Origin of the sequence: Kribbella sp. CA-253562 (genome assembly GCF_050942265.1) — a bacterium.
Lineage (GTDB): Bacteria > Actinomycetota > Actinomycetes > Propionibacteriales > Kribbellaceae > Kribbella.
The window spans coordinates 6,264,324-6,277,524 of sequence record NZ_CP192049.1; the positions used below are offsets into that span (position 1 = coordinate 6,264,324).

Genomic DNA, 13,201 nt, shown 5'->3' on the forward strand with positions numbered 1-13,201 from the left:
CATCACTGGGCCTGACCGATCCGGTGAAACCAGAGGTCATTGGTGAAGTCCCAGCCGTTCATGCGGTCCTCCCGTGCTCGGGACGAGACGAACTCGATCACGGCCGGGAGGTCGCGCATCCCCCACGCGTCCTCGTCGTACGGGCACCGGTATTCCTCCCGGTCATTGCCCGGAGTCACGAAGAAGCGCGGGTCGAACAGGTAGAGCGCCGGAGGTTCGTCCGGCTTCAACCGCACCTCGCTCAGGTCAGGTGGCCGAACCTGAAGCGCAGGGGTGAGTCCGAGCGGGACGACCAGCGAAAGCCTGCCGCACCAGTTCACCGGGAGAAGACCCGCTGCGGTCCTGAACATGTCGACCGCGATCGGAACAGTTCGCGGCTCGTTGTCCCACTCCGAGTCGATCTCGTCGAGATGCCCGTCAACCACCAACTCGTGCGAGAGCCGCTCCAAGCTCTGCTTCATCCAGGCTTCGAGCCGGTCGCTTCTCACCGTGGGATCTCCCACCTGTTCTGCTCAAGGCCACTGGATCCGTTGCACGTTGCGCGTTCACGGTACTGGCTGGGAGTGAGCCCGACGAGGGTGCGGAAGCGGCGGGCGAAGTACGTGGGGTCTGGCCAGCCGACGGCTGCTCCGACTCGCGAGGTGGGCAGGGCCGACTCGGCCAGCAGCGCGGCGGCTTGTTCGGCTCTCAGGCGGGCCAGGTAGTTGAGGGGGCTGAGGCCGGTGTGGCGGGTGAAGGCATGCCACGCGCCGGGGCGTACCTGCTCTTCATCCTCGGACGGGTAGCCAACTTGTCCTCAGGCGGCGACGTCCTTTGGGTCCCGGGCGGAGACCGCGAGAACCGGTAGCCCCCTTCACACCAGGCACTCACCTCGGCCGCTCAGCCCGACCAACCCTCAACGGTCGGGCTTCTGAGCCTCGCCGTTCCGGCGAGATACCGAGCAGTCAGAGCCGTACCGCCTCGGCGTCGAGCTGCTCGTCGGACCAGAACACTCCATCACCATCCAGCACCCACAGCGGCGATCCGATCTCAGTCGCCAGGCGTTGAACCCACGAGACCAAGAGGTCTGGCCAGCGGCACTCGACCCAGCAAGCAGATGCGCTCCGAGGATCCGGTGGATCGACTCCGTGCACAGCCACCGGCGGTTCGAACAGATCCTGCTCGAAGGCCGCGTCCAGTCGCCCGTACACCGTGAACAACCGTCCCCGGTCATCCCGAATCTGCACCACGTCGTCCGTTCCGGCCACCGCACCGGCTCGTAGGAGAACATCCTCGATCTGCGCGTAGAGAGTCGACGTCCGGGAAACGAAAAACACACCCTTCATTCCAACTCCCGAATGGCCTTCAGCAGTTCCTCAGGTGTCCGCACGATAATCAAGCCCTGCCGCGCTGCATTTCGAATGGCACCCTCCGGTATGTCCGGAGCGTAGCCTATCGCCATCTTCCCGGTTGAAGAGCGAATTTTCTGCAGCTGTCCCGTCAGACCTCGAGCACTACCTCCCTTGACCTCTACGACGAACTTGCCCATATCGATGTCGACTTCGCGGCTCAGGCCATTGGACATCTTCACGTTGACGTTCACATCGAGGATCCGGCCAGGCAAGTTCCTCTCGATCAGGTTGGCTATGTCGGAGACATGGCTGTCGCTCGAGCTGAACAGTCTGACGGCCGGTCCGGCTTTGGCTGCGGCCCGACATGCTTTGATCCCGACACCCGCCGGGACCGGGGTGAAGAACTCGCCGACCTGTGTGCTGGTTTCTGTGCCGTTGACGCCGACCAATCGGTCTGTGGCGCCGTAGAACAGCGTCGACGCATCGAGACCGATCTGGGAGTACAGCATGTTGAGTTGCTGCTGCCCCGGAAGCTGCTCCGACATCTGGAAGGCGCCGCCCACGACGCCGACGCCGAAATTCTTGTAGGTCTCGCCCTTTCCGAGGGCGTCGATGAAGTCGTCGAGGAACTTCGGGGACAGCCCGCTGGGGTCGGTGTAGAAGGTCGGGCGCTGGTCGGCGTAGACGTACGCGGAGACGTAGGGGTCGGTGATCGCCGGCCGCAGGGGATCCGGCGCCGTGAACATGCCCCAGAGGTTGTAGTCGCGGGCGCGGAGGTGGTACTCGCCTGTGGTGGACTCGAGGTGAGCGCCGGTGTAAGCGAACTCGGGGACCTCGGCAACGGTTTGGAGCTTCGTCGCCTCCGTGCGGACGCCGAACGGCTCGTAGGCGTGGCGCCAGCGGGCACCGCCGTTGCCGTCGGCAACGTCGACGACCGAACCCATCGCGTCGTGCATCATGATCGAGCTCGGGTAGGACTTGCCGGGGTGCTCGACCGACATCGGCATGCCGTCCGGCGTGTAGCGGTACCGCCAGTAGCTGTTGTCGGGCTGCGTGATGATGTTGAGCATCGGCAACTCGTTGTTGACGTCCCACGACATCCGCTTGGTACCGGCAGTGGTAGTCGCAGTACGGCGGAGGTCCAGCGCGTCGTAGGTGAACGTGGTGCCGCTCATCTTCGTCAGGCGACCGAGGACGTCCCACTCGCGGGAATCCTGGAGCAGACCGTCGGCGTTGTAGGTGAGGTTTGTCGTCCCGCCGGACTGGTTCGTCCGGGAGACCATCTGGTCAGCTGCGTCGTAAGCGCTGGTGATCGTTCCCGGGCCGGTGACGCCGACGCGGGTCTCAGACGTCCGGTTGCCGACCTCGTCGTACGCGTAGGTGATCTTCTTCGTTGCCGCGGCGCAGGTTGTGGCCTCGAGGCAATAGTTGGCCAGCCTGTTCACCTGGTCGTACTGCAGGGTCTCGTTGTAGACCGTAGTTCCCCGCGTCCGCTTGATAACGGCCGGGTTGCGCGCCGCATCGCGAACGTAGTCGTACCGGCTGAGCGGTGTCGAGACACCCGACTTCTGGTTGATCACCGCTGAGATGTCACCGGTGCGGTCGTAGTTTCGGGTTTCTGAGTAACCGCTCGAGGTCGGGTAGGTGACCTTGGTCAGGTTGTCGTCCGCGTCGTACGCGAAGTTGGTGGTCTGCGCCAGCGCGGTCATCGAGGAGATCCGGCCGTCGGCGTCGAACGTGTAGTCGGCTTGACCTCCGCCCGGGTAGAGCCGCGATTTCACGGCTCCGAAGTCGGTGTAGGTGTAGACGTAGTTGCCTTGCGGCTGGGTGACACCGGCGAGCTGGTTCAGTCCGTTCCAGGTCTGGGTCGTTGTCCCGGTCGCATCCTTGTACGACGTCAGCCGGTCGTCGTTGTCGTAGGTGAAAGTCGAGCTCGACGCCGCGGATGCCGTGCTGACGGCGGTTCGCAGCCCACGACCGTTGTACGACTGCTTGATGGTCCACGCGGCGAGATCACCTGTCGCGTACCCCCGAGCCTTGACGATCTCGACGACGTTGCCGTCTTCGTCGTAGCCGTAGGTCTGCTTCCGGTCGAGCGGGTCGACCGTCGACACCAGATCGCCTCGGGCGTTGTACCCGTACTTCGTCACCGCGTCCTTGGCGGTCTTGCGTTCGATCAGATCGCCGTAGGCGTCGTAGGTGTACGTCGTTGCCGCGTTCGCCGCCGACGTCACGGTCGTCAGACGCTGGAGCCCGTCGTACTGGTAGGACGTCGTGAACCCACGGGGGTTTCGCTCGCTCAGCCGATTGTTCCGGCCGTCGAAGGTGCTGGTCGTGATCCGTCCGAGCTGGTCCTTCACCGTCGTCTGGTTGCCGGCCGCGTCATACCCGAAGGTGGTGGTGTAGTCGGCCGGCGTGCCACCCGACACGTTGCCCCGCGGACTGACCTGGGTGAGCTGACGTCCGTCGCCGTCGTAGGTCCAGCGGGTCACGGAGCCACCGCTCGGCGATGTCGTGCTGAGTCGCGCGCCATCGGGGTCGTAGGTGTGGCGCGTTGCCTGCAGTCCGGGCAGTGCTTCGCTGAGCACGCGGTTCGCGCCGTCGTAGGTGTAGGTCGTGACCTTGCCCGCATCGTCGACCGAGGTCAGTGCGTTTCCGTTGCCGTCGTAGGTGTAGTCGGTCGTATTGCCGAGTGGCGTTCTCTTGCGAGTGACGCGGTTGAGCACGTCGTAGGTGAACTGTGTGTACCCGCCGTTCGGCGCCGGCTGGTACTCGTACTCCCGGTTGCCGTTGGCGTCGTACCGGTATTCCCACTTGTACAACGACTCTGTCGCACCCGCGACGTTGCCGCGCGGCGTCGTCATCGCCGTCATACGGCCGACCCGGTCGTACTTGTACGTGGTCTTGGCGCCGGTCGCGTCGGTGGACGACTCCTTGTTGCCGGCCGCGTCGTACGTGAGGGTCTCGACGATCCGGTCACGGTTCTTGGTCTGGAGCGGGCGGTTCTCCGCGTCGTAGGTGTAGGTCTCGCTTTTCAGCACCGTCCCGCTTGCGTTGGCGACCTGCAGTGCGGTGAGGTTCCCGACGGCGTCGTACGAGTTGCTCGCGACTGTTCCGTCAGGAGCCGTCGTGGTCGCGATCTTGTCGCCCGGTTCGTACGTGAACTTCGTCGTGAACGGTTCGGCCTGGGCACCCCCGGCGCTCCCCCGCGGGTCCGTTCTCGTCAGAAGCCGTCCGCTGCCGTCGTACGTCATCGTGGTGGTGAGTCCAGCCGGCGACGCCTCCGAGGTCAGGTTGCCGTCCGCGTCGTACTGACTCGTCCAGATGTATCCACGCCCGGTGCTTCTCGTCTTCAACTGACCGGTTGCCGTGTAGGTGAAGTTCTTCGTTCCCTGGTCAGGTGCGACCAATTTCGTCAGCCGGTTGGCAGTGTCGTACGTGTTCGTCGTCACGTTGCCCCGGCCGTCGGTGTAGGTGAGCACGTTGTCGGCGGAGTCGTACGTCCACTTCTCCACCGCCGACACCGGAGCCGGAGCCGTTCGCGTCAGCATGTTGCCGCGGGCGTCATACGTCATCGTCGTCGTGTTGCCGCGAGGGTCCGTCGTCGAGGTCAGATTGAGCTTGGCGTCGTACCCGTACGAGGTGTGACCGCCCTGAGCATCGGACGTGCCGACCAGGACGTTGCCGAGGTAGTGGTCCGTCCATCGCCCGCCATCAGGGCGGATCGTGGTCGTCCCCAGCAACGGGTCGTAGACGTACTGCGTGATCTTCCCCCTCGGGTCGGTCTGCTTGACGACCCGCCCTTCCGAGTCGTACTCGTTTGCGACACTGTGCCCGAGCGGATCGGTGACCTTGTTGAGGCGGCCGCCGGCGTCGTAGGCGTACGTCGTATTTCCGCCCCGTACGTCGCGGACGCCGGTCAACAGGCCGGCCGTGTAGGTGTACTGAACGAATCGCCCGTCGGGGAGTTCGACCTTCTGCAGCCGTCCTTCGGCGTCGTGCGTGAACCGAACAACACGGCCGGCCGCGTCTGTGACCGTCGACAGCACTCCACCGGAGTGAGCGAGTTGAAGACCGACTCCGGAGTTGTCGAGCAGAGCCTCGAGCTGCCCTGTGGAGCTGAAGCGTGCGACGCTGTGGTTCGGTTGCCGGACCTCGAACCTTCCATCGGCGAGCTTGACCAGGTCGGCCTCGACGCCGGTTCCCTTCACGTACGTGCCGTCCGTTGCCCGGGTGTACCCCGCCTGTTGTCCGTCGATTCCGACGTACACGACCGACGCTCCGCCGCCGGCGATCTCGAGGCGGCCTTCGTAGGCGTGGTTCCACCCTCTCCCGAGAACACCCACGTGATCGCTCGCGGAGTTGTAGCTGCGGAGCAGGACGAACGCCGTCCCAGGACCGGCCAACTGCAGGTCGGTGACCGACTTGGTCTCGTTTCCGGTTGCCGTGTTGACGGGGTATCCGCGGGACACGGTCGGGTTCTTGGAGCACAGATCGCACCCTGAGCCCAGGGTCGCCAGGTCGGAGACCTTCGTCGTCACCGGTACGACGTACATCGGATCGGCACTGGCGAATGCGCCGCAGCCGTCACGCAGGACGAACCGGACGGTGTTGTCCCCGGGCTCGAGCACTCCGGACAGATGCAAGGGGCCTGCCGGCGTCACCCAGCCGACGCAACCGTCGCTGAAGTCCAGCGTCTTGCTGATCTTGGAACCGTCCGCATGGGTCACCTCTACCGTCAGGACGTCGTCGACCCGAACAGCGCCGTAGCCCGTGGCGGACCGTGAGATCGCCAGGGTCTCCGTCGCGTTCTGGTTGATCGTCAGCGTCTTGTCGAGGATCACCTCGCCCTGGGCCACGCCGCGCTCAGCGATGGCGGGCGTGACCTGGACTGCCGCCTGCCGGTCTCCCGCGACGCCTGCGAAGCGGTAGTCGTAGCTCGTCCCCTTCCCGGTCGGGACCGCATCGGGCACCTTGCCCGACGACTGTGGCGCGGAGGGCCGCGCACTCGGGGTCGGTGTCGGTGTCGGTTGATCATTGCCGGCACCGATTGCGGGGGCCGCCAGACCTGAGAACAACAGGCTGATTCCGATGAGCAGCAAAACGGCACGACGTACGAACGACATTTGATCCCCCACACGACACGGACGGCTGTCCGGAACATTCTGCGGAATGATCCGCCTCGCCGGTGATGGCCCGAGAATGTCAAAAGCTGCAATTGCGGGCTTGACGACCAGATTGCGCGAGAAAAACAGGCGCGGTTTCTCGGTTGTTTACTTCGTGCTCGTCCGGCGGGTGCGTTCGCGGTACTCGGTGGGGGTCAGGCCGACGAGGGTGCGGAAGCGGCGGGCGAAGTACGTCGGGTCGGACCAGCCGACAGCGGCGCCTACTCGGGCTGCGGGGAGGCGGGATTCGGTGAGGAGGACCGCGGCCTGTTCGGCTCTCAGGCGGGCCAGGTAACTGAGGGGGCTGAGGCCGGTGTGGCGGGTGAAGAGGCGGCTCAGGTACGCCGCGTCGAGGTTGACCTCGGCGGCCAGGTCGGCGAGGCGCCAGTCGGTGGCCAGGTCGGACTCGAAGCGGGTGATGGTGGTGGCAACCGCGGGGTGGATGGGGGGTGCGGCGGGGCGGGTGGGGCGGCCGTCGGCGAGGATGCCGAGGATTGTGACGAGGCGGCCCAGGAGCTGGCCGTTGCCGGTGCGGGCGGTGGTCAGGTCCGCGATCTGGGTGATCGCGGCGTCGGCGGCGTCGGTGTCAACCTCAGTGGTGGCTACGCCGTGGAGACCGCTGACGGGCGTGGTCCAGAGCAGGTCCCGGAGCATCGGGATCTGTTGCAGGGCTGAGAGTTCGGTGCGCAGGCCCCGGGCCGAGATGCAGCAGTTGGCGACGACCAGATTTCGGCAGCGAGTGAAGGCATGCCACGCGCCGGGGCGTAACACCAGCACCTGCCCACGGCGTACGGGGTGATCGCCCTGGCTGGTGTGGTGGCGGCCGGTGCCGGGGCCGATGACGGCGATTTCCAGGAAGTCGTGGGCGTGGGCCGCGACGCCGGAGGTCAGCCGATGGAGACCTCCCCACACGGGACCGCCCTGGAACAGACTCGCCTCGTGCAGCGTCTCGGGCATGTCAAGATCGTACGACTACTGGTCCGGACCGTCCTGGCCCGTGAAGGGCAGCAGCGGCGACGGTAGAGGCATGACAGCAGACATCGTCACCGCCTACCGTGAGAACGGATTCGTCCGAGTGCCCGGCGTGCTCACGCCCGAAGAGGTCGAGCGCTACCGCGACCGCGCCGCCGCGTACCTCGAAGAGCATCGGGCCGACCGCCTCCAGCAGGACGCGATCTTCAGCCAGCTCGTCAATGTCTGGCAGCAGGACGACGTGCTCAAGGAGCTGACCCTGCACCCGAAGATCGCGGACACCGCCGAACAGCTCGCCGGCTTCCCCCTGCGCATCTGGCACGACCAGATGCTCGTCAAAGAACCGAACAGCAACGCGGCCACGCATTTCCACCAGGACCGCCCGTACTGGCCGCACGCCAACGACCGGCTTCCGCTGTCGGCCTGGATCGCGCTGGTCGACGTACCGCCTGAGCGCGGCTGCATGACCTTCCTGCCCGGGACCCAGACCGTCACCGACCTCGAGCCGCAGGACCTCAGCAACGAGGAGGACCTGTTCACCCGAGCGCCCGACCTCCGCTGGTCGCCGCGCGTCACGGTCCCGTTGAGAGCCGGTGACTGCACCTTCCACAGCGGCTACACCGGTCACATGGCGCTCCCCAACACCACCGACCAGGCCCGCTTCGCCCACGTCGTCATCTACATGGACGAAGCCACCACCTACACCGGCGCACCCCACGCGGTCACCGACCCGTTGAAGCTCAGCCCCGGGACCAAGCTGGAAGGCGATTCCTTCCCTCGGGTCAGCCGAGCAGGGGCCGAGCAGCGGTGACCAGATCGGCCGCGATGGCGCCGGCATTCTTGCCGCCGTTGGCCACCAGTACGGCGATCGCCACCCGCAGCGCGGGGATCGCGACCACGATGCTGCAGTGGTCCGGGAAGTTGCCGTCGTGCCCGTACGCCGGCGAGTTGCCGAACCGCAGCGAGAAGCGCCGGGTGCCGAGCCCGTAGTCGCCGTCTCCCGTCGTCATCGCCGAGACCAGGTCGGCAGGCAGCACGCGACCGCCGTACAGCTGATAACCCCAGCGGGCGACGGTCGGCGCGTCGGCGGTGGCGCCGGCGTTGGCTGCCTCCGCACTGGCGATCGCACGGCAGGGCAGGAACCCGTCGAAGGCCGCTCCGCAGATCGGGTTCCGGGTCCGGGCGACCGGCGGCCGCGGCTTCTCGCCGTCCTGGAACGCGGCCCGCGGCAGTCCGGCCGGCCGGGCCAGATCACGCCGCAGCACGGCCGCGAGCGGTTGCCCGGTGACCTTCTCGATCAGCATGCCCAGCAGCACGTAGCTCGGGTTGCTGTAGTCGTAGCTCCCGGGCGAACCGACCGGTATGGAGACGTACGACAACGCCTGCTCGGCGGTCCAGTGCCGGCCGGGCGCCGCGGCGAGCGCGGCGTTCAGCGTCGCGTAGTCTCCGGGCCTGTAGTCCGGTACGCCGGACGTCATGCCGAGGTGTTGCCGCACGGTCGCGTTGTTCGCCGTCAGCTTGTGCGGCACGTACTGCGCCAGCGGCGCGTCCAGGGCGATCCGGCCCGCCCGCGCGAGCAGCAGGACCTCCGCCGCGACGAACGTCTTCGTGACACTGGCGATCCCCAGACTCGTCACCGGGGTCAGCTTGGTCCCGTGCGCGTCCGTCCCGGCGGCACCCGACCAGCTCCACTGGTCGGAGACGATCGCGGCCGTGAGCCCTCGAGCGGCGACCTCCGCGTCCGGGATGTCGGCGTACCGGCTGACGACCTTGTCGAGCACGTCCTGCAGCTTCTTCGCGTCGGCCGGGCTCAGCGCGCGAGTCGCCGGTTCGGGTGCGCGCTCGGCGGGAGGTGTCGTCGTAGCGATCGTCGGCGCAGGCTCGTCCTGGCTCGGGCCGGAGCAGCAGGTCAACGTCAGCGTCGCGAGGCACACGGCCGACGTCAGGGTCCTGCGCAGCGTCCCCATCGTCCGATCGTCGCCCCGACGGCGCCCCAGGTCCAGAAGACCCTCAACCCCGGCGTCCGGATCACTCCGGGCTGATCACCGTGCCCTGGTGGTAGAGGACCTTCCAGCCGTCCACCTCCGAGCCCTGCCAGATGCTGACGCGGGCGGTCAGCCGGGGCTGCTCGTTCAGCACGTACGTGACCAGATACGTCCGGTCGGCGATCTCGCGGACGGCGAAGTCCGTCACCGTCCACGACTCCCCCGCGTCCGCGGAAGGGCTCCCGGCGAAGCGTTCGGTCAGCGTGGCCAGGATGAAGTCCCGTGAGTAACGGCGGCCCGACGCACCGGTCTCCCAGTAGTCGGCCGCCATCTCCCGGTCCGCGTCGGCGGCCGAGCTGACCACATCGCGCCGGTGGAAGAGCGGCTCCCGCCGGCGCAGGGCCTTGAGGGTCCCGCTGTCGGTCAACCCACCCTCCAGTTCAGCGGCATCGACAGTACGCCGGTCGCCGGCAGGCCGAGCGCGGCGTACAGGGAGGTGGCGAGGCCGTCGACGGTGAGCGGCTGGGCCCTGACCGCCAGGTCCTCGGTCGAGGTCGGCGGGCGGAGCCGGTCGAGGAACGAGCGACTCGGCGAGGTGACGATCGCGACCTCGTCACGGTCGACCCCGGCCCGCGAACAGGCGAGCTGAAGCGCGTGCTCGAAGCCGCCGAGCTCGTCGACCAGGCCGCGGCCGTGGGCGTCGGCGCCGGTCCAGACCCGGCCACGGGCCAGCGACTCCAGCTCGTCGACCGGCAGCTTGCGGTCGCCGGCGGCCTTCGCGACGAAGTCGGCGTAGATCCGGTCGAGGGTCTCCTCCAGCCGCTCCCACTGAGCCGGCGAGAACTCCTCCTGGGCCGAGTACATCCGGGCGTTCTCACCCTCCGACACGGCCTGCTGGGTGATGCCGATCCGGCCGAGCGCGTCGCGGACGACGCCCTTGCCGGACAGGACGCCGATCGAGCCGGTGATCGTGCCGGGCTGCGCGACGATCACGTCGGCCGGCATCGCGACGAAGTACCCGCCGGACGCGGCGACGCTGCTCATCGACGCGATCACCGGTTTGCCGGTCGAGCGCAGCCGGAGCACCTCGTGCCGGATCGCGTCGGAGGCGACATACGAGCCGCCGGGGCTGTCGATCCGCAGGACGACGGCCTTGACCTTCTCGTCGGCGGCGACCGCGCGCAGGGCGGCGGTGATCGTGTCCGAACCGGTCCGGGGACCGCCGAGCGGCCCGCCGCCGGAGTTGCGGCCGACGGTGATCGCGCCGCTGATCCGGATCACAGCGACGGCCGGCTTCGGCGGCCACGGAAGCTGGTCGAGCGCTTCGTGCACGGTCCGCGGGCCACGCCGGTGATACCGCTCGACGAGCAGCGCGGTCGTCTCGCCGTACCGCTTCTCGAGCTCGTCGTACACGTCGGACCGGTACCCGAGCCGATCCACCAGCCCGGCCTCACGCCCCGCCTCGGCGCCCAGCGGCGCCCGGTCCACCAGCGCGCGGACCTGCTCGACGCTCAGCTCGCGCCCCTCGGCGATCCCCGCGACGATCTGCTCGTACGCCGACTCCGCCAGCCGCGCGGCCATCTCGCGGGCCGGGCCGGTCATCTCCTTCTCGGTGAAGGTGTCGACGGCCGTCTTGTACTCCCGGCGCTTCCCGAACTGCGGGATCACGCCCGCCTTGTCCAGCGCACCCCGGACGAACGTCGCCAGCACCGACACCCCGGTGATCCCGAGCTCGCCGGACGGTTGCACCCACACCTCGTCGAAGGCGGTCGCCAGGTAGTACGGCACGGTCCCGCCGCCGACCTCACCGAACGACTCGGTCCACGCCACGGCCCGCTTGCCCGACGCCCGGAAGCCGACAACCGCCGTGCGCAGCTCCTGCACCTGAGCCAGCGACAGCGGAGGCCCGCCCACGTGCGCGACCAGCCCCACCACGTGCTCGTCCTCGGCCGCCTTGCGCAGCCCGGAGACCAGCTCCCGCACCGTCGGCAGATGCCGAGCCCGAAACGCCGCCAACGGCGACCCGGGCGGCGTCTCCACCACACCCCGCGTCAGATCCAGTTCCAGCAAGATGCCCGTCATACACCGACCCTAGACGCCTTGCTCAAGCTCAGGCGGCTAAGCGAGCACCCAGAACTGCCAACCCACCGGCGCCGCGGGCCACTGCGGATCAGGCTGCCATCCCACCGGCGGCTCCCACCCGTCCGGAGGAGCCGGCCATCCAGGCGCCGGCGCGAACCGGATCCGCGTGGGCTTAGGCGGCACAGGCGCATGCACGACGTACGCCGGCTGCGACAGCGGCACGAACGGCTCAGGCGCGACCGCGACCGGCGGCTCGACCACGGACACATCGTCCTCATGCCGTACGCCGATCGCTCCCGCGTCGCCAAGAACCCCCTGCGGCCAATCCGCCGGCAGCTCGTGCGCCCGCGCGCAGTACAAGGTGACCTCGGCCTTCAAGCGGTTCCCCTTGAGCCGCGCCTTCGCTCCGGTCACCAGCCCCAACTCGGCAAGATGCCGAATCGCAGGCAACAGTTCCCCACTCATCTTCGGCGTCAACTGCCCCACCCGCTGCCCGTCCAGGCGCACCTCGACCACGTCCTTGGCGGCACGACCCCCTGAAGCAGCGACCTCATGCAGAGTCGCGTAGACCGACCCCTCACCTTCGACCCGCAGCAACGGCTCGATCGCCGGCATGCACTGGTCCTCACCGCTGATCTGGATCGCGCCGCCGTCCGGCAACATCACGTGCGGCTGCTCGGGCCGCCGGTTCACCGGCGTACACAGATGCGGCTCAGCCAACGCGATCGTCACACTCGCGGTGAACCGCTCCTTCTCCACCAGCCGTCCGGCACGATTCGTGTCGTAGTCGGTGATCGTTCCACCCCACACCCGGCAGGCCACCTGCGCCACGTGTCCCCGAGCAGCTAGCTCGGCCAGACAAGGCCCGTACCCGCCCGCGACGTCCCGCGGCAGATAGCCAACAGTCTCGCCATCAACCCGTACGGCGACGGCCGTGGGATCGTGTTTGTTGTCCGGCTCAGGCACCAAGGTCGCGATCGTCTGCACCTCCCGGTGCTTCGCCGTCGCCCGGCCGAACAGTCGCTGCAGCGGCGCCAGGTGGAAGCTCTCACCCGCCACTTCCTGGTTGCACCAGTCCCGACTGCCCCAGAGTTCGAACGGAACCAGCTCGACGCCTGCTCCGGACGAGAAATGCTTGCCCACGCGGTACTTCATCCAGTGCCCCCCTCAGGTCACAGCAGGTGATCCTAGTGACTGAGGGTCGCGCTGTCAGTGCCCGGGCACGACCTAGTGGTAGGTCTGACTGCTGGGTGGGGCGGACTCCATCCAGGCGAGGACGCCGGTGAGGGCTTCTTCGGTCATCGCGAAGTGGACGGTCCGGTCGCGTAGCGCGGCGTCGACGATGACGTGGCCGGCGTAGGTGACCAAGGGTTCGTTGCCGACCGGGCGGCGGGTGGTGACGCCTTGGAGCTGGCGGCGGTTGACCACGAGCTTGGGCCACCAGGCCAGGCTGAAGACGCGGAACCACTGGAGGTCGTCGCCGACGTAGCGGGCCAGGCCCAGCGCCCAGCCGCGGCCGTGGTCCTTTTCGGCGAGTTGCAGGCTGCAATCGAACGTGCCGCCGTCCCTGGACAACCAGCGACGGCGGCACGCGAAAAGCACGACCAGCAGGACGGCAGCAAGGAAACAGACCCCGACCACATCGAGGACTGTCCTCATATGCCGA

11 protein-coding genes are annotated in these 13,201 nt (G+C 67.7%); 1 reads left to right on the forward strand and 10 read right to left on the reverse strand.

The window, feature by feature from the left end:
- Positions 1-2 precede the first annotated feature (2 nt).
- From ACQPXM_RS29435 to ACQPXM_RS29455, 5 genes are all read right to left on the reverse strand, one after another.
- Positions 3-488 (reverse strand): hypothetical protein, encoded by a 486-nt coding sequence (locus ACQPXM_RS29435; RefSeq protein WP_432939442.1) that lies wholly within the window; start codon positions 486-488, stop codon positions 3-5.
- A complete protein-coding gene (locus tag ACQPXM_RS29440) occupies positions 485-700 on the reverse strand; it encodes a helix-turn-helix domain-containing protein (RefSeq protein WP_432951113.1) in 216 nt (71 codons plus the stop codon). The genes ACQPXM_RS29435 and ACQPXM_RS29440 overlap by 4 nt, the downstream gene beginning before the upstream one ends.
- A 244-nt stretch (positions 701-944) precedes the next feature.
- Positions 945-1,325 (reverse strand): hypothetical protein, encoded by a 381-nt coding sequence (locus tag ACQPXM_RS29445; RefSeq protein WP_432939444.1) that lies wholly within the window; start codon positions 1,323-1,325, stop codon positions 945-947.
- Positions 1,322-6,304, reverse strand: coding sequence for a DUF6531 domain-containing protein (locus ACQPXM_RS29450; protein ID WP_432939446.1), 4,983 nt, complete (start codon positions 6,302-6,304; stop codon positions 1,322-1,324). The genes ACQPXM_RS29445 and ACQPXM_RS29450 overlap by 4 nt, the downstream gene beginning before the upstream one ends.
- 300 nt (positions 6,305-6,604) lie before the next feature.
- Positions 6,605-7,453 (reverse strand): AraC family transcriptional regulator, encoded by an 849-nt coding sequence (locus ACQPXM_RS29455; RefSeq protein WP_432939448.1) that lies wholly within the window; start codon positions 7,451-7,453, stop codon positions 6,605-6,607.
- A gap of 70 nt (positions 7,454-7,523) precedes the next feature.
- Between ACQPXM_RS29455 and ACQPXM_RS29460 the strand changes: the two genes are divergently transcribed.
- Complete coding sequence (locus ACQPXM_RS29460; protein ID WP_432939449.1) at positions 7,524-8,279, forward strand: phytanoyl-CoA dioxygenase family protein; 756 nt, start codon at positions 7,524-7,526, stop codon at positions 8,277-8,279.
- Here the strand turns inward: ACQPXM_RS29460 and ACQPXM_RS29465 are convergent.
- The 5 genes from ACQPXM_RS29465 to ACQPXM_RS29485 form a co-directional block, all read right to left on the reverse strand.
- On the reverse strand, positions 8,251-9,435 hold the full coding sequence (locus tag ACQPXM_RS29465) for a serine hydrolase domain-containing protein (protein ID WP_432939451.1): 1,185 nt from the start codon (positions 9,433-9,435) through the stop codon (positions 8,251-8,253). The two genes, ACQPXM_RS29460 and ACQPXM_RS29465, sit on opposite strands and share 29 nt — an antisense overlap.
- 61 nt (positions 9,436-9,496) lie before the next feature.
- A complete protein-coding gene (locus tag ACQPXM_RS29470; protein ID WP_432939453.1) occupies positions 9,497-9,880 on the reverse strand; it encodes a DUF4440 domain-containing protein in 384 nt (127 codons plus the stop codon).
- Positions 9,877-11,535, reverse strand: coding sequence for a signal peptide peptidase SppA (sppA, locus tag ACQPXM_RS29475; protein ID WP_432939455.1), 1,659 nt, complete (start codon positions 11,533-11,535; stop codon positions 9,877-9,879). The genes ACQPXM_RS29470 and sppA overlap by 4 nt, the downstream gene beginning before the upstream one ends.
- A 36-nt stretch (positions 11,536-11,571) precedes the next feature.
- Complete coding sequence (locus tag ACQPXM_RS29480; RefSeq protein WP_432939457.1) at positions 11,572-12,690, reverse strand: HIRAN domain-containing protein; 1,119 nt, start codon at positions 12,688-12,690, stop codon at positions 11,572-11,574.
- Between the two features lie 72 nt (positions 12,691-12,762).
- A complete protein-coding gene (locus ACQPXM_RS29485; RefSeq protein WP_432939459.1) occupies positions 12,763-13,194 on the reverse strand; it encodes a DUF2550 domain-containing protein in 432 nt (143 codons plus the stop codon).
- Positions 13,195-13,201 lie beyond the last annotated feature (7 nt).